The organism is Bacillus salipaludis (genome assembly GCF_030938565.1).
In the GTDB taxonomy this organism is placed as follows: domain Bacteria; phylum Bacillota; class Bacilli; order Bacillales; family Cytobacillaceae; genus Neobacillus; species Neobacillus salipaludis_A.
Map to the genome: position 1 here is coordinate 3,213,832 of NZ_JAVGVR010000001.1, position 16,960 is coordinate 3,230,791.

General features: G+C 35.6%; 12 protein-coding genes and 2 pseudogenes. 10 read left to right on the forward strand and 4 right to left on the reverse strand.

Annotation, left to right across the window (positions count from 1 at the left end; all coding sequences use genetic code 11):
* Window positions 1–132: 132 nt before the first annotated feature.
* Complete coding sequence (locus RCG21_RS15975) at window positions 133–3,258, reverse strand: efflux RND transporter permease subunit (protein WP_308913376.1); 3,126 nt, start codon at window positions 3,256–3,258, stop codon at window positions 133–135.
* A gap of 249 nt (window positions 3,259–3,507) precedes the next feature.
* On the opposite strand from RCG21_RS15975, the pseudogene RCG21_RS15980 reads away from it, so the two are divergent.
* From RCG21_RS15980 to RCG21_RS15995, 4 genes and pseudogenes are all read left to right on the forward strand, one after another.
* Window positions 3,508–3,906 (forward strand): annotated as a pseudogene (locus RCG21_RS15980) (CDP-alcohol phosphatidyltransferase family protein).
* 214 nt (window positions 3,907–4,120) lie between these two features.
* On the forward strand, window positions 4,121–5,398 hold the full coding sequence (locus RCG21_RS15985) for a VTT domain-containing protein (RefSeq protein WP_308913377.1): 1,278 nt from the start codon (window positions 4,121–4,123) through the stop codon (window positions 5,396–5,398).
* 821 nt (window positions 5,399–6,219) lie between these two features.
* On the forward strand, window positions 6,220–7,653 hold the full coding sequence (gene ltrA, locus RCG21_RS15990) for a group II intron reverse transcriptase/maturase (protein WP_133340727.1): 1,434 nt from the start codon (window positions 6,220–6,222) through the stop codon (window positions 7,651–7,653).
* A gap of 910 nt (window positions 7,654–8,563) precedes the next feature.
* Complete coding sequence (locus RCG21_RS15995; RefSeq protein WP_308913378.1) at window positions 8,564–9,043, forward strand: CBO0543 family protein; 480 nt, start codon at window positions 8,564–8,566, stop codon at window positions 9,041–9,043.
* A 232-nt stretch (window positions 9,044–9,275) separates the two neighbouring features.
* Here the strand turns inward: RCG21_RS15995 and RCG21_RS16000 are convergent, their stop codons facing one another.
* Window positions 9,276–9,746, reverse strand: a complete 471-nt coding sequence (locus tag RCG21_RS16000) for a DinB family protein (protein WP_308913379.1) — start codon at window positions 9,744–9,746, stop codon at window positions 9,276–9,278.
* A gap of 117 nt (window positions 9,747–9,863) precedes the next feature.
* On the opposite strand from RCG21_RS16000, the pseudogene RCG21_RS16005 reads away from it, so the two are divergent.
* From RCG21_RS16005 to RCG21_RS16020, 4 genes and pseudogenes are all read left to right on the forward strand, one after another.
* A pseudogene (locus RCG21_RS16005) lies at window positions 9,864–10,117 on the forward strand (GNAT family N-acetyltransferase); the annotation flags it as partial.
* A gap of 195 nt (window positions 10,118–10,312) precedes the next feature.
* Window positions 10,313–11,587, forward strand: a complete 1,275-nt coding sequence (locus RCG21_RS16010; protein WP_308913380.1) for an IS110 family RNA-guided transposase — start codon at window positions 10,313–10,315, stop codon at window positions 11,585–11,587.
* 504 nt (window positions 11,588–12,091) lie between these two features.
* A complete protein-coding gene (csaA, locus tag RCG21_RS16015) occupies window positions 12,092–12,424 on the forward strand; it encodes a chaperone CsaA (RefSeq protein ID WP_308914265.1) in 333 nt (110 codons plus the stop codon).
* 692 nt (window positions 12,425–13,116) lie between these two features.
* Window positions 13,117–13,392, forward strand: coding sequence for a hypothetical protein (locus RCG21_RS16020; protein ID WP_133340082.1), 276 nt, complete (start codon window positions 13,117–13,119; stop codon window positions 13,390–13,392).
* A gap of 343 nt (window positions 13,393–13,735) precedes the next feature.
* On the opposite strand, the gene RCG21_RS16025 is transcribed toward RCG21_RS16020, so the two are convergent.
* Both RCG21_RS16025 and RCG21_RS16030 read right to left on the reverse strand, forming a co-directional pair.
* A complete protein-coding gene (locus RCG21_RS16025) occupies window positions 13,736–14,026 on the reverse strand; it encodes a GNAT family N-acetyltransferase (RefSeq protein ID WP_133340080.1) in 291 nt (96 codons plus the stop codon).
* Window positions 14,027–14,057: 31 nt separating this feature from the next.
* Window positions 14,058–14,273: a (4Fe-4S)-binding protein gene (locus tag RCG21_RS16030; RefSeq protein WP_133340078.1), complete on the reverse strand. Its 216-nt coding sequence runs from the start codon at window positions 14,271–14,273 to the stop codon at window positions 14,058–14,060.
* A gap of 669 nt (window positions 14,274–14,942) precedes the next feature.
* Here RCG21_RS16030 and RCG21_RS16035 point away from each other — a divergent pair.
* Together RCG21_RS16035 and RCG21_RS16040 are read left to right on the forward strand one after the other, a co-directional pair.
* Complete coding sequence (locus RCG21_RS16035; protein ID WP_133340076.1) at window positions 14,943–15,617, forward strand: hypothetical protein; 675 nt, start codon at window positions 14,943–14,945, stop codon at window positions 15,615–15,617.
* A 159-nt stretch (window positions 15,618–15,776) separates the two neighbouring features.
* Window positions 15,777–16,799 carry a DUF3231 family protein gene (locus tag RCG21_RS16040; protein ID WP_133340074.1) on the forward strand — a complete coding sequence of 341 codons (1,023 nt, stop codon included), beginning with the start codon at window positions 15,777–15,779 and terminating at the stop codon, window positions 16,797–16,799.
* Window positions 16,800–16,960: the final 161 nt, after the last annotated feature.

Below are 16,960 nucleotides of genomic sequence, written 5' to 3' on the forward strand. Positions count from 1 at the left end.
CTTTTCTTATAGAAGTAACGAGGCAGTTTAGCAGAAAAGGGCAGACAGGAGAAAACAAGAAAACACCGACATTTGGTCGGTGTTCTTGGATGATTTCTCCATCTCTAATAATTAAAACCTTAAATAATATTCTTAGCTTATTTTGGTTTCGTTGGAAGCACTAAAGTTTTTAATTGCTGCTTTTTTATGCAACCATTCGTAAATAATAGGGATGATAATGAAACTATTAATTGTTGATGTTACCATACCGCCAATTACTACAATACCGAGCGTTTGAGAAATGACAGTATCTACATTATGTGAAAACGCAAGTGGTAACAATGTTAGGATTGTTGCTGCTGCTGTCATCAAAATCGGTCTAATCCTTGAAAGACTACCATTCAATACAGCTTCTTTAACATCCATTCCTTCTTTTCGATTTCTTTCAATTTTATCAATTAATACAATACCGTTTGTCACCACAATACCTGTAAGCATCAGAACCCCAATTAATGCAGCTAAATTCCATTCTCCGTGGAATAAAATTAAGGCAATTACTACACCACTTAAAGCAAGGGGAATGCTTAAAAGTACAGATAATGGTGCTCTCCATCCTTTGAAAATAGAAGAAGTAATGAGTAATACTAAAAGGATAGAGAAAGCAACGGCAACAGCCATATCAAAAATCATATCTTTTACTTGTTGCGTAATACCCCCCAATGAGTACGTTACATCTTTAGGAAGTTTCATATCGCTTAGAACTTTATCTGCTTGATTTGAAACTTTACTAATGTCATTTGATGTAATCTGTGCAGTCACAAGGGAGAATGGCTGACCATCTCGTTCGCTAATGGTTGAAGCAGATGTATCTTTTCCAATCTTAGCAATTTGGTCAAAACGAACCATCTGACCATTATTTCCTATTAATTTTTCAGCCGCAAGAGATGCTAAGACATCATCCGCAGAAGCATTTAAGGTGATCGTAGAGTTTGATCCTGTTGCAATTTGATCTAAATATTGGTCCACAGGAAGTGCTTTATGATCCACGGTAACCGTTGCATCCTTAGATTGAGACATATAGCGGTTAATGACCGTTAAAATGTCAGCAACTTTTACGCCTTTATCTTGAATCGCTTTTTGGTCAAAAGTCACTTTATACTTTGGAGAACCGTTCGTTAAATCTACTTTTCCATCTACACTCAGGTTCGCAATTTTTGATAAGTTGGTTCTCGCTTGTTGTGCGACTTGATCCAATGTTGCTTGGTCTGAACCTGTGAACAAGATACGCATTTGTGAATCATCACCAGAAATGTTCTGGCTTGTTACGGTATAAGTAACATCTTTAGATAAAGTCGGAAGCTGCTTTTGTAACTGTTGAATAACAGCATCAGCATCCTTGTCGTTCTTCAACACAACAGAAAGATTAGCGACATTTGGATAGGTGATAAAGCCGCCGCCTTGGTCAAACACGTCATCACTTTGAGGTGTCATAGTCGAACCGAAATTAGCTGAATACGCATCGACTTTTGGATTTGCCTTCAATGTTTTCTCAATTTTTTGTACTTCTGAATCGACTTGAATGAGTGTGCTTCCTTTTGGTAATTCAGCTTTAATGGCAATTTGTCCGATTTTTCCACTAGGTAATAAACTTACTGGAAGAAAAGCAGAATAGGCGCCAGCAGCTAAAAATACCACTATAGAAACAATAATCATTGCTTTTTTGTGTTTAAATGCAGATTGCAGTATTGGTTTCATTTTTGTATCGAGTTTTACGGTTTGTTTTTCTCCGTTTCCGCCTTTCCATCCCATGAAAGCAAGAGCTGGAATAACAAGCATGGCAACAAAGAATGAAATGATGAGTGCAATCACGACAGACCAAGCAAATCCGCTATATGAAGCACTAATGACTCCATCAACAAACGCGATAGGAATATAAACGGCAATGGTCGTTAAGGTAGAGCCTAATATTGCAGGAATCATTTCAACAACCGATGATGCTAGGATGGAAAGCAAAGGTTTTTCCTTGTTTTCCTCACGTTTACGGTACATGTTGTCTAATATAACAATCGAGTCATCGACAATACGGCCCATCGCTACAATCAAACCTGATACCGTTAAAATGTTTAACGTGATACCCATTGATTTTAAGAAAGCCGTTGTTGCCAGTAATGAAATTGGCAGTGATATAGCTATTAATAGTGTACTTCTTACATTTCGGAAGAAGAAGAATACACAAATCATTGAGAATAAACATCCAAGTAAACCTTCTCGAACTAATCCAAAAAGGGAGCTGTTTAATTCTTTTTCTCGGTCAAGTAGGACTTTAAAAGAAACATCCTTTGGATTTACCGTATCCAAATGAAGATGTGCAACCCGGTCTTTTACTTGATTGGCTACATCCGTAATATTGGCTGATGGTGTTTTGATCACATTTAACGTAACGCTAGGTTTTCCGTTTGTTCTGGAAACTGTTTTTACGTCATTTAGTGAATGAGTGATAGTCCCAAATGCAGATACAGGAATCGCTTTTCCTGCTTTGTTCATTATTGTTGCATTTTCCATTTGCTTCACAGTTAATGGTAAACCGTCAAATGAAACTGGAATCGACAATTGATTGTTTGCAATCGTACCTGACGGCATAGATGGAACGGCTAATGCAAACGATTTATTTATATCATCCAATGTTAACCCGTTTTTCACTAGGTCTTTCATACGGACCGTTAATACATATCCATCTTTTGCTCCCCCAAACACGGAAACATCCGCTACACCAGGGACAGATTTTAATTGTTTAATAATTTCCTGTGTTGCTGTTGAGCGAAGTGTTGCCTCATCCAATTTTGAACTGGTTACGCTGTAAGTTAAAATCGGGAATGAACTTGTTGTTAATCGAGTAACTGAAGGAGTAGATGTAATAGTCTGCGGAAGATCAGCAATAGCTAATGCTTTATTGACTTGATCTTCAGCTTGTTTCATGTCTGTATTCATTGGAAAATATAAACTCATAAATAATCCGCCGTCATAGGATGTGCTTTCCACATTGGATAAACCATCTACTGTTTTGACGGCACTTGCCAGATTATCGGTTACTTGCTGTTTTACTTGAGCTGCTTGATACCCAGGCACTCTCATACTAACTGTAAGGGTTGTATTGTTAATCCCAGGCAAATAATCTCTTTGCATCTGGTAAGCCGAAATACCCCCCCAAGCCAAGATGATGACAACACACACAATCATCAGAATGGCTCTTTGCATGGTTGCTTCAACCAACCTTTTCATTGTTTTGCCTCCCTAACTTTTTTATTTATTTAACTTAAACCCAAATAACTTTATATTTATTTGTCATGAAATCAAGTCGGGCACTGGAAATTAAATGGGCTATTTAACTTTATAAAATAAACTTGTACTTTCGTCCTTAATAAAACATTAAAATTTCATTAAAATGAAAAATGGATTTAGTATAAGGGTAGGTTATTTAGAAAATGATACTTAAATGGAAGGATTCGTTAATGTCTGGGGGTAACTGCCTTGTTCCATCAGATAGTATAAGCTGTACCCAATTTTTTTACGATTGGGAATTTTATGTGTGGAATTCTTTCAATAACCTGTAGTAGGAGTGGATTTATAGAAGTAGGCTCCATTTTAATTTTCTTTTCCACTGTTTTTGATCTTCTTGACGGAAGGATTGCAAGAACATTAAAAGGGAATAATGAATTCGGTGTCGTATTGCATTCCCTAGCGGATATGGTTAGTTTCGGAGTAGCCCCTGCACTTCTATTTCATTCGATAGCAGCACCGTCTATCTTAACTTGTTAGCATTTATCCTTGGGGGTATTAAGTTTAGCTAAGTTTAGTTTTAAACCTACCATTGGGTATTTTAAAGGTTTGCCCATACCTGCAGCTGGATTGCCATTGGCTGGGCTTTAATAGTATGCTGTCTTTGTTAAAAAAGCTAGTAACCTTTTCGAAAAGGGAATAGCTTTTTTATTTTATACATAAACCTTTTTCTTCCATTAATTCAAGATTAATAATTCATTAAGCTGCAAATTTATTTCAAAAATCGTGCTACATTGTAAATAGAGCTAAGGTGAAATTATTCTTATTTGATCTTTTCTTCTTTAGCATTTTTGGAGGCATTGATATGTCATATTTAATAACACTATTCGAACAACACAGCTATCTGATTTTATTTATTGGAATCTTCCTTGAGCTCATGGCCCTGCCTATTTCTGGTGAACTTTTAATGAGTTATGCAGGGTACTTTGTATATCAAGGGAAAATGAATTACTTTTTAGCACTCCTAATGGTCTTTTTGTCTGGTGGTTTGGGAATAACCGTGACGTATTGGATTGGCAAGGCAGGAGGATATAAACTTATTGAAAAGTACGGGAAGTACATTCATCTAGGTCCTGAAAGATTTAAGAAAACAGCTGCTTGGTTTGAACGCTCGGGCAGTAAATTGTTGGTGTTTGCTTATTTCATTCCAGGGATTAGGCATTTTACTGGATATATTTCGGGGATTTCTAAAATGCCTTTTCGAAAATTTATCATTCCTGCATATATAGGAGCATTTTTATGGGGTGTTTGTTTTATTACACTTGGGAAAGTGTTGGGTCCTCAATGGAAGAGTTTTCATCAAGCAGCAGGTAAATATTTAATTGTTTTTTTAATTGGTTTGGCAGTATTGTTAGTAGGGTATTTTGCCTTTCGATTTTATAAAGTTCAAATTAAAGAATTTTTTATTCATTTGTTAAAACGGTTATTAGAGCGACTAAAAACAATAAGGGCAGCCGAAATATTTCTTATTATCCTTACTTTAGTTTTAATTGGCATGGTTAGTTTGATGTTGGGGCTTGCTCAAGATTATCTATATAATGAATTTACTCAATTTAATGAAATTGCTGAATACATGGTTCATTCAGTTGTATATATGAGTTGGATGAAGGGATTTTTAGTATTCCAACCTCTGTATGCACTTTCTAGCATTATCGCTTTAACCATCATCCGTATTTGGATAAAGGGAAGGAACAGGGTGCTTGAGTACCTTTTGCTATTTGTTCCGATTTTAGGAGTAAGACTATTCCATGAATCAGTCATACAGATTTTTCACTCTTTACAAAGATTTGGTTTCTTAGGGAAATTTCATTCAGCAAATTTTCCTGATTTAAATGGAATGATTATGATCACTATTTATGGAACGTGTTTATTTCTTCTTGTTCGCCATTCGAAAAGGAATTATATAACAATAACCATTCCTATTATTGGTTTATTCCAATTAATTGGTCTTGCTATTGCAAATATTGCATTGACTAACGTACTCCCAAGTGATATTGCTGGTGGCTACGTCTATGGCAGCGTCTGGATATTTTTTAATTTTTTGTTGTTTGAAATGTTAAGACTTGTATTGGAAAAGTATTAATAGCTGAGATTAAAGTATATATTTTACGAGGTGGTAGAAGAGGTGTTTCTGATAAAAGAAAGAAGATGAGATTGTTGTAATATATAGGGTACAGATTTATTTTATAGTTTGTGAAGATTTGTACTAAAACTAATGGGTGCAAGAGTTGAATAAGGGGTCGCTGCTGCGACCCTTTTTGTGCGACGGGCAGTCGCATGGAGTGTTGATCTAGTCGACACTCTTCTTTTCATTATCTGACAGAGACGTCATCTCGGTGAAACGACTGGTTGATGATGATGATACTGAATCCCAGATGGTGAAAGTCCATCTCCGAGGAGACTGACCTAGCTCGGGAAGCTTAATCTAGGGCAATACCGTGAGGTATTGTCTGAAGGAGATGCGGTAAGTCGAGAGACCCGTAGGCAACTAGATAGACCCTAATGCAATAAGTGTGAAGCACGGCGGCGGGATAAGTTGGCGACTCTTCGAAAAGTGAGGAAGCCCGCTAAAGGGGCATTTTCTTTAGAAGTCAGAGCGAGAAAATGTGACTTATAACGTGGTGGTGCAGGGTATGTCTAGAAGGGAAATGCGATAACCCCGTGAGGTCTCCACCTTACCAAACAGGCAGGGTTCTAGTCTATAAGGGTAATCCGAAATGACGAGGAACGGGTGGAGAAGTCAGACGTTCTCATAGTACGGAAGTAATTCGATGACCATAACATCGAGTGAACGGAAGGGGAACGACCTATGGCTCCAAGCCATTAACTAGATGTAATGTAAACAATCATGTTACTGCGGTAAAACCGTTTGAATGTACATCAAGGAAAGGCGTGGAATACGCAATGAATCAAGAGTGGAAGTTTAAATTACACAGTGTATATGGGCAGATATTGTTTGACCGAAAATTAACCCAAAGCTTCGAACAAGTTAAAGCAAACAAAGGGGCAGGAGGAATCGACGGAGAAACAATTGAAAGTTATGATGCCAAATTACAAGAAAACATCATGGAACTTCTAAACAAATTGAGAGCAAAGACTTACCAAGCTCAACCAGTCAGAAGAGTATACATACCAAAGAAGAATGGAAAGAAACGTCCTTTAGGTATTCCAACTATCGGGGACCGCATAGTTCAACAAAGTATTGTAAATGTACTACAGCCAAAATTTGAAGATTTGTTGTTTCATAACTGGTCGGTTGGATACAGACCGAATCGAGGGGTACAAAGAGCCCTGCAAATAATCCTCTGGAATATTGAACAAGGATATAACCATATTTACGATTGTGATATAAAAGGTTTCTTTGACAATATACCCCATAATAAACTGATTGGGGTTTTAAAGAAATATGTGTCAGACCGTACGGTCCTGAGTTTGGTTGAACAATGGTTAAAGGCTGGGCACATGGAAGAGGGGAAACTTATCCATTCTGACTATGGCACACCTCAAGGCGGCGTCATCTCACCACTACTTGCAAATGTATACCTTAATGAACTTGACTGGGAGTGGGACTTGAATGGTATTCGATTTGTCAGATATGCAGATGATTTCTTGTTATTTGCTAAATCAAACGAAGAAATCAAGAAGGCGGCTACCTTAACTAAGAATAAGTTAGCTGAGTTGGGACTGGAAATCTCTAAAGAGAAGACCAGAGTTGTCAACTTTGATAAGGACGACTTTGACTTTTTAGGGTTCACATTCCATCATTGGACAAAGAGAAGGAAAGATAATAAACCCTTCTTTAATGTTACACCAAAGGAAGAATCCATCAGGGATTTTCGATTGAAAATCAAGGAAAAGACTAGGAAATCCCTAACTCTTAGCAAAGAAGAATGGATAAATCGGGTAAATCCTATTATTAGAGGTAAGGTAAATTACTATGTGACTATTATCAAAGCGGTAAAAGCAAACGAAGAATACGGACAAAAGAGTCACTGTAGAACTCGATGGATAAGGAAAATTCTTGAGCGAATTGATGGATATATAAGAAAAAGACTGCGTGTTGCGTTAATCCATAAGCACCCAACCCAAAGAAAAGGTATGAGAATGAATACCCTTTGGAATAACGAATTCTTTTTAAAGATTAAACTAATCCCATCCTATTGGCTTTATCTAAATAAAGCCTACGGATACACTATAGAACAATACCTAAGCGATATGAGTAAATCTGCAAAAAGAAGATTCCAATACAAAGTCAAAAGAGCAAAAGAAAAAGGTGAGGAATATTTTACCCCTCATCGCTTACAAAAGATGCAAAATGCCTGGAATGCATCCTCTTGATAAACATTGTAACATTTGGTAAGCCGTATGCCTTAATAGGGCACGTACGGTTTGATAAGGGGGAAGCCTCGAGAGAGGTTTCCCTACTTTCTCTTATGCAGCTAATGTGGTAGTTTAACGGAAAAAGACTTTAGAGAATTAATTCCATAATTGGAGAAGAAACTAAGTGTGAAATGATCTAATTTCATTAGGGTGGATATAAACTATGGTCTTGTGCGTTATTTCTATTATTGTATTTAATTTTATAGTTTATAAAATGAATAAACGTCTTAGGAAAAATCAAATGGTTCACATATGGACATTTACAATAATATTGCTTACTTGGGCTGATATATATATTGATGAAAAGACTGGAGGTTATTGGTATTTTTACAAAGGAATTGAGTGGCGTAATTTCTTAGTATATACACTATTAATTCCACCAGTGAATGTTATTTTTTTGAATTGGTTTCCCTTCAACACTTCTAGGTTAAAAATGTTCCGTTACTTTGTTTATTGGATTATATTTATTACAGCTTATGAGTCAATATCATTGCTACCTGAACCTTGGGGGTTTTTTCATTATGGTTGGTGGAATATATTATATTCAATAATGTGCGACCCTATATTACTACTCATTTTATTAAAGTATTATAAATGGATATGTAAAATTGAAAAAAGAAATTAACGGTTATTACATCAATGGAGCTTGTGGAACATTATACTTAAACGAATGGGTGCAAGAGTTGTAGATCAAGCTGTCATTGTGACAGCTTTTCTTATTTCACTAAAGGGGCAGGTGGAAATCAAAGAACATCACTGAACCAGCTTTGGGATCCGAAGCTTTTGCTCAACTATTACGCAAATAAAAAGAGAAACTTCTGATAATCCTATGGAAGTAACCTTTACATAAGAAATCAGGTGTTTTTCCATGTGGTATTGGTATTTAATTGTCTCAGCCGTAATTTTCACGTGGGTTGCTTGGAAGGTTCCGAAACCTCTTCCTCCATTGGAGTACTATGCTACTGTTGCAACATGTCTATTCATCGCAGAAGTAGCAGACAGATGGACAGATAGATACAGCCTATATGAATTCTGGGTAAGAAAATACATTGATCTACCTACAACCTTTATGATTTTATTTATCTATGCTCCTGCTGCTGTTATCATGATAAGCTGGTATCCATTCAATGGCAGCTGGAAAAAGAAAATTACTTATATTCTGGTATATTCAATCTTTTCTAGCTTCTATGAATGGACATATTTAAAAATGGGATATTTATATTATCCACATTGGAAATGGTGGCACTCAGCTATTTCCTACCCGTTCCTTTATGGATTCATGTTTTTGCATTTGAAATTCGTCCACTGGTTAAGAGAAACTTCTAGGCAAGCTAGTAAGCCTAATTAAAAAAGTCATTACCACTGGGTTACTTAAAGCACATGCTTTTTTGGTTTATTAACGAAGAGATTGTGAAGGAGTGTACTTAAGCTAACGGGTGCAAGAATTAAAGATTGGAGCTGCCATATTGGTGGCTTTTTTTATTCGGCTACCGAAGCAGTTGAAGAAGGGAACACGTTTAAAAAAACCAATACGCAATAAAAATGGTGCTTCACAACAGTGAAAGCACCTATATTAAGCTTTAATCCCAGATACGGAGTCTTGGAACACCTGCGGTTCTTAAATAATCTAATAACTGACCAGTATGAACAGATTCGTGATACGCAATTCGTAGAAGCATATCCCCCAGGTCTCTTATGTATCCTGCATCAGAACGGTCAATCTTAATATTTGTTAAGTTTTCTTTAGAAAATGATCTGATTGTATTTATGAATTCATTACGATAGGGTTCAGCAAATTCCAATTCAGAATTTACAGAAGTAAAAGGTCTGTTTTCAAAAGGGGAATTAAAAACGGATAAACTTCCTTGATTTTTAAGTGCCAGGTGATAATAATGTTCGCTTTCCAGTACGTGCCTGACCATTTCCAGACAATTCATTGCTTCATTATCTGGCTTCCAACTTAGTTTTTCTTCAGGAATAGATCTCCAGACTTTTATGCTTCTTCTTCTAACTTCATTTAAGTTTAAAATAATTAATTCAATTGAATTCATAAAAGTTCCTCCTTTGATAAGCATGTTTTAATTATACACGAATGAACGTTCGTGCCAATCTAAAGGAGGAATATTTTACAATATTTAGTTGTACTTTATACGAACGGTGCATAACTTTCTGAATATCTTGTTATTGGGGTTTTAGCCGAATATCGAGGGCGCGGAATAGGAACAAAAAACTATTTGAACAATTAGAGAAGTGGGCAGAAGAGCACAATATTCATCGTTTAGAATTAACCGTAGTAACTCAAAATCAAGCAGGTATACAGCTATATAAAAAAATGGGATTTGAAATTGAAGGAACAAAAAGACAATCACTCTACATAGACGGCAAATTTGTTGCTGAATACTATATGTCTAAACTTTTATAATGAATCTTCTTTAACTAAGGGTTGTTTAAGTTGAACACCTCGCTGTGGCAGCTCTTTTTTGCTTGTTCAGCTAACGATACAGTTTAGCATTCCTGTAGATCGTTAAATATCAGGTTTGAAAAAAATAGAGCCCCTCAGTAAGATACGAGTATAGAGACCAATCTAAACTCATTGTCTTAAGGAGGAAGCCCTACTATGAATTTTAAAATGCAAGACAAACAAAATCAACTAATAGAAAGAATTTCCGATACACACCTTATTGTTGGTGTGGATATCGCTCAACAACTACACATTGCTCGAGCTGTTAACTTCCGTGGTATTGTAGTTGGAGATCCACTTTCATTTGAAAATAATGAAGAGGGATTCGTAAAACTATTAAGTTGGATTCAAAACTTACAAAAACTAAAAAAATTAGATTCAACAATAGTGGGTATGGAACCTACAGGACATTACTGGATTAACCTATCAAAATGGCTGGATAAACAAAACATTGAGGTAGTTACTGTAAATCCCCACTTAGTAAAAAGGAATAAAGAGAATCGTGACAATACTCAATCGAAGAGTGATAAAAAAGATGCCCTCGTTATAGCGGATATGGTGAAAAACGGCTATTATTCCTTTGTTCGTCCAACATCAGAATCCTTTGAGAAACTTAGAGTTCTAATTTCGAACCGTGATGTAATTGTTAAACGTCTCGTGATGTCTATTAATCAAGTAAATCGATGGGTGGATATAGTCTTTCCAGAACTGAGACAAGTGTTTAAAGATGTTTCGTGCAAAGGGGCCATCGCAACCCTTCGTTTATTTCCTACACCGGATGAAATATCTTCACTTGAAACACTAGATGTCATGAGAGGGTGGAAGTCTTTAATGAAACGACAACCAGGACCTAAAAAAGCTCAATTACTGATCAATCTAGCAAAATCTTCTATTGGAACCGGACAAGCACTTGATGCTTATAAATTCCATTTAGAACAATTATTAGAGGAATATGACCTCGCTGCAAAACAACTCGAAAGAGTTGAAGAACAAGTTAAAGATGTCCTCAACAAAATACCATTCGCGAAAAAACTACTTATGATTAAGGGAATAAGTGAAATTTCATTAGCTGGGATACTAGGTGAGGCAGGAGACTTAAGCGGATTCTCTCACGGCAACTCTCTATTACGTCATGCAGGATTGCATCTAGCTGAAGCAAGTTCAGGAAAATGGAAAGGACAGATTGTCATTTCAAAGCGTGGAAGGTCTAGGCTACGGCGATTCCTCTACTTAGCAACAATGAGCCTTGTGATGAATAACCCTGAGTTTAAAGCTGTCCACTCCCATAATGTGAAGGTAAAGAAGATAAAGAAAATGAAATCAATCATGAAACTGATAGGTAAACTAGCAAGGATTTTTGTGGGAATAGCACGAAGTAATGAGTCTTATTGTCCAAGTAAAGTCCAAGTATTAATCCCTATAGCAGCTTAGAATTAAAACATTTGATATATAAAATGTATTAATTAATATTCTAAACTTTAATTTTGAATGTTGTCTTATTCGTAGGATTTCAAATATGTACGGAGTACCAGGTTTCTTCAACAAAAGGGCACTGTGACCCATCAGTTTAGCATAACTGGCCTCCACCCCTTGGATAGGCATGACGAAGGAATGAGAGGGCAATTGACCCGTTGAGACATGGGAGGGAAAGCCTCCAGGGGCGGCGTGGAGTTGTACATTATATGGTAAAATATGGAGTGGTAGCTGACTCCTTTATTTAACTATGCCTTCATGAAGTCAAATGATCTGAACTCATATCAATTACACTTAAATCCAAATTACAAGGGTTATGAAATCCTGCGAATAAGTGAGCATTCGATAGATATTCGTATTAAACTGAGGGAGTTGAACAAGTAAATTCCTAAAAGTACCATTAATTGTTAATATAATAATAGGAGAAGTAATTTAAATTTTTTGGAGGTAATAGTTTTGTCCATAGCAACGATTGAGGATTTTCAAAAACTAGATATTCGTATTGGTACTGTAATAAGTGCTGAACCCTTTCCAGAAGCTCGTAAGCCAGCAATTAAACTAGGTATTGACTTCGGTGAAGAATTAGGAGTTAAACAATCTAGTGCACAAATAATAAAAAGGTATACTCCAGAGACGTTAATAGGTCGTCAAGTGGTCGCAGTTGTAAATTTCCCACCCCGTCGAATAGCTGGATTCAGATCTGAGGTATTAGTTATTGGAGGTGTTCCAGAAGAGGGTGATGTAGTTCTCTTAAAGCCAGATGAGCCTGTTAAAAATGGCACACCGATTGCCTAAGTATGGATCGTCACAATGACGGTCTTTTTTATTTCAACGGTGTTTAATAACGAGGAATCACTCTTTCTTTATTCAACTAAAGGGGGAGGTTAGTGGAACAAGAATAATGTTGTATAATACCTTAAAGCTATTGATTTAATAAAAGGAAAAAGTAATGATAAGTGCAAACAATTTTAAAACAGTGACATACTAGATGATTACGCTGATTTTAGATTTGTAGAGTGTGTATTCTGTAAATGCCAATATATTCACGACTTTGAGCTTTGTACTTTGTTCTATGACCCCAATGATTTAGAACGAAGTTTTTCAACATTATTTGGATGTGATGAAGACAAGAATTATCCATTACCTTGTCGTAAGTGTAAACGGAAGGAATGGATTTCGCAGATATTGATAATGATGAAAGAGAAAATGTCTTAAAAGGTGAATGGGGTTGGGCAATATAAAGACTTACTAATTCAACTAATTGAGTGCATTACTGAACATCGGGAATGCATATTCTTATTGAAGTAACTGGGCAGTTTAATTAAATAAAGTATTAGAATAACTGGGATTCCATAAGGAGTGAGGTTATTGGGGCTTGATGTTTTGATATATGATAAGACGACAAAAAAATAAAGACATACGAAATAACAGAAGCCTTACACAATGAAATATTTAACTCGAAGAAATTATGCCGAAGCTATCTAGAGTTGAGGAAAATAAGCGATTATTATCTGTCAGATGCAACCTATGAAGGACAGGCACTTATTGTGTTAATCACTGATTTGGAAAAATACAAGCTGTTTATTAACGAAAAAAACAAGGTGAGTATCAAAGTCTTATTAATGAAATCTCCAATCCAGCCATTAAAAAAATATTTGTCGGAGGGGATTGAAACAAAAGGTTTTGGCCATATTCAACTAACGGGTGCAAGAGTTGCAGATCAAGCTGTCAAAATGGCAGTTTTTAAATGTGATTGCACATAAAATCATAATCGAAGATATATGTAACACATGGCTAAGCGCACGGCTATGAAGGAAAGATGCGTTCTTGGAATGCTGCAATGGTCTACGAAGGCACCAGAAGGTTAAGACAAATGTTTAATGTCCAATTATAAATAAATAAATAAATAAAAACACCGATTTGAATGTCGGTGTTTTTATTTAATCTCTAGGCAATTTAAAAAATTGGTTGTCTCGTTATCGTGGCTTCTTCACTGGATCTCTTATACTAATTAGCAGTATGCCTTGATTTAGTGATTAGTCTATGCTTGACCTTATTTTTTGTCCAGTTAAGTGTAGGTGATTCAACAGATATAATAAAATGGCATCAATTTGCTAGTACACCTTGATACTCTTCCTTACTTTCAAGAACACTTTTTGCGTAAGGACATACAGGAATAATATATAAGTTTTCATCTCTTGCATATTCAGCTATCTTGTTTACTAATTCTTTGCCTAATCCACGACCATTATGTCCCTCATATACAACTGTGTGGCTTACAATAATTAAATTTCTTCCATTTACATCTTTTCCGCTTGGGATAAATTGAATTCTTGCAATAATTTCATTAGATTCCTCAATATAAAATTCATTCTTGCCCATTTTAATTTCAGTCATTTCCTCATTCTCCTAACTTTATTAGTTCTGTTTATTTTTGCTCATAAGTAAGTGCTCTGCTTGGACAACGATCAATCACTTCCATGATTTTTTTAGCTGTTGCATTCTGGGGTGATACCCAAGGTCTTTTCTGGGTATCGAATACACTTGGCAATCCCTTTACACATTCTGCTGCGTGTTTACAAATATTGGGTTTCCAATATATTTTGATACCTTCAGCTTCATAAGTTTTAATATTTTCGCTCATAATATCCTCCTTCTAATAGTTCTGTGGGAATAATAATTTTAAATTACTCTTAAATTCTTCCTCTGATCTAAATTTAACAAAACTGTATGATGGGTTTTTACCAACAAACGAGCCACTTGGTAGCATGATGAATTTTTGAAAAACAATATTAATTTAATAGTACTTTATGTTATGAGGAATCTCCAACCTGAACTCCATATTTTCAATATGAAAATTGTACAAGACAAGAGAATTCGGATTTATGATTTAACCCTGTCTCAAAGTGAGATTTCAAAAGTTTTAATTCTTCATGATATTAATATAGAAGAAATATAAAAACATTCAAGCACATTGGAAGACTATTTTTATGATTAAATCCATGGAGGTGGTAAAGTTGATTAAATTGATGGAGTTGGAAGGGAAAAAATTAAAACAAAAAACTGCTATTAGTGAGATTATTATTTATTGAGGTATTATTATGTTTTTGTAAATGTTTTCCATCTAAATGGTAAATGTCGGTTTTTGTCCAGAGTTATTCCACAATCATTCAACTTATTTTATGAAAACTAAAAAACGACTAGCGGAAAGTGCTTTGTGAAATGTTTCACTTGAACTAACGGGGCAGTTTAAGAAGGAAACGTGTTAAATTTAAGTAAATTGTACATATGTAAAAAACGAAAGGAATCTTTTATGATAAATATTCACTTTATGGACTGGGGAAAAAATCGTCCCAAAAAACACTATAATCGATTACACGAAATGAGAATTTTTGAGTTGATATTTTCAACTAAAATTACTCAATTAGGTGTGGAATTAGCCCAGTTTAAAATGATTAGTGTATACTGCTTGGCAAATCCAAATAAGAGTGTTTCCTTTGAAGAGGATAATGCAATTGAGGAGATACAAATATTTGTTCCTTATGACTATATGTCTTTTTTGGAATTAGAATCAACACAAGCGAAATTTCAAGAGTTTTCTGAGTTAATCAGATGTTACATTGTGCCTGCAATTAAGACATATTCGAAATTATCTTCTTCAATTATTGAGTCTTATGTTGAAGAAGCACTTAGTGAAATTGCGAAACAGAATTTTGAAGCAGTTTTTATTGTTGATAAAACACCGAGAAAAAGTCCAAGTCGCAAAAAAATGGCTATCTTAAAGGGAATTCATCGTTCAGAAGGCTTTCAGTTAAGGTGTGAGGTCTATAATGAAAAAGGTCTAAGAATTATTGACGAATTATTGGTAGAAGAGGTTGGAAACGAAGTTGTATATGCAAGGTTTCTAGGTACTCTCAAATGGGAAAATGAAAACCTAATCGTAGTAAAGTCGAAGTCAAGTAGTTGGAAGGCTGAAATATGTCTTTGAGTTATTTAACTAACGGGTGCAAGAGTTGTAGATCAAGCTGTCATTGTGGCAGCTTTTTTTATTGCATTAAAGGGGCAGGTTAGTTAAAGTAAAAAATCACATAATTAATCCTTTTTTGGTTAATAGTACAAAATAAAGTATTATTTTCGTAGGATTAAGATGCCCGAATTTATAAAGGAAGAAACCCCACATAACATAAGATTAACTGCACCTGAAATTGCTAACATTTGGTCACAGTATCAGAGTGATACTATGGCAATATGCATTTACAAACATATGCTTCAAATTGTTGAAGACGCCTCTATACGTCCGATTTTAGAATTTTCTTTGAAATTGGTTGAGGGGCACATTACCAAGGTAAAGGATTATTTTTCACAAGAAAAATTTCCGATACCCCACGGTTTTACTGAGGCAGATGTGGATTTGTCTGCTCCTCGCTTGTTTTCAGATGAATTTACCTTATCTTATACCTACATAATGAGTGTCAATGGTTTAGCAGGCTATGCCGCCGCTTTAACAACAAATATGCGTAGGGACATAAGGGATTACTTCGTACATTGCCAAAATGAAACAATGGAACTTTTCAACAAATCATTAGATTTACTATTGGAAAAAGGTATTGTATCTAGACCACCATTTATTAGCCCTTCCGAACAATATGAATTTATTGAATCCCATAATTTTATTGAAGGTATATTCCGAGGGAAAAGACCGTTAAGTTGCATTGAGTTAAGTAACGTTTACTGGGATTTGCGAAAAGTTCAGTTAAGTAAATCACTCACAATGGGTTTCTCTCAAGTGGCTAAATCTCAAGAGGTTAAGAACTTTTTATGGCGTGGGGTAGAACTTTACAAAAAACACATTGAGACGTTGGAGGACCTATTGAACAATGACCATCTTCCAAAGCCAAAATCGGAGGAAGCGGAAGTTTCTAATTCAACAATTTCACCTTTTTCAGACCGTCTTATGATGCATCACAAGGCTCTTTTAGGTTCTACTTCCATCGGTGTGTATGGTTCAGCCATAGGTACCTGTCAACGGACAGACTTAGGAATAAAGTATATGCTGCTTCTTACGGAAATGGCACACTATACGAAAGATGGATTTGATATTCTGATTAAATACAAATGGGCTGAACAGCCACCTTTGGCAGATGATAGAAAGAAATTATCAACACAATAATAATATATTTGTGAAGGAATGTACTTACACTAACGGGTGTATGAGTTGAATAAGCATCGGGCTGCATCAGCAGTTTTTTTGTGTTTTGAGAAATATAACAACAAAAAATAATACACTTTAAACGTTAAAAAAGGCCCGATAAAGGGCCTTTTTCCTACTCC

Coding starts and splice junctions, on each gene's coding strand:
- RCG21_RS16010 (WP_308913380.1), top strand. CDS start 10,313: ATGAATTTTAAAATGCAAGACAAACAAAATCAACTAATAGAAAGAATT.
- RCG21_RS16040 (WP_133340074.1), top strand. CDS start 15,777: ATGCCCGAATTTATAAAGGAAGAAACCCCACATAACATAAGATTAACT.
- RCG21_RS16000 (WP_308913379.1), bottom strand. CDS start 9,746: ATGAATTCAATTGAATTAATTATTTTAAACTTAAATGAAGTTAGAAGA.
- RCG21_RS16025 (WP_133340080.1), bottom strand. CDS start 14,026: ATGACTGAAATTAAAATGGGCAAGAATGAATTTTATATTGAGGAATCT.
- RCG21_RS15985 (WP_308913377.1), top strand. CDS start 4,121: ATGTCATATTTAATAACACTATTCGAACAACACAGCTATCTGATTTTA.
- RCG21_RS16030 (WP_133340078.1), bottom strand. CDS start 14,273: ATGAGCGAAAATATTAAAACTTATGAAGCTGAAGGTATCAAAATATAT.
- RCG21_RS15995 (WP_308913378.1), top strand. CDS start 8,564: ATGTGGTATTGGTATTTAATTGTCTCAGCCGTAATTTTCACGTGGGTT.
- RCG21_RS16035 (WP_133340076.1), top strand. CDS start 14,943: ATGATAAATATTCACTTTATGGACTGGGGAAAAAATCGTCCCAAAAAA.
- ltrA (WP_133340727.1), top strand. CDS start 6,220: ATGAATCAAGAGTGGAAGTTTAAATTACACAGTGTATATGGGCAGATA.
- RCG21_RS15975 (WP_308913376.1), bottom strand. CDS start 3,258: ATGAAAAGGTTGGTTGAAGCAACCATGCAAAGAGCCATTCTGATGATT.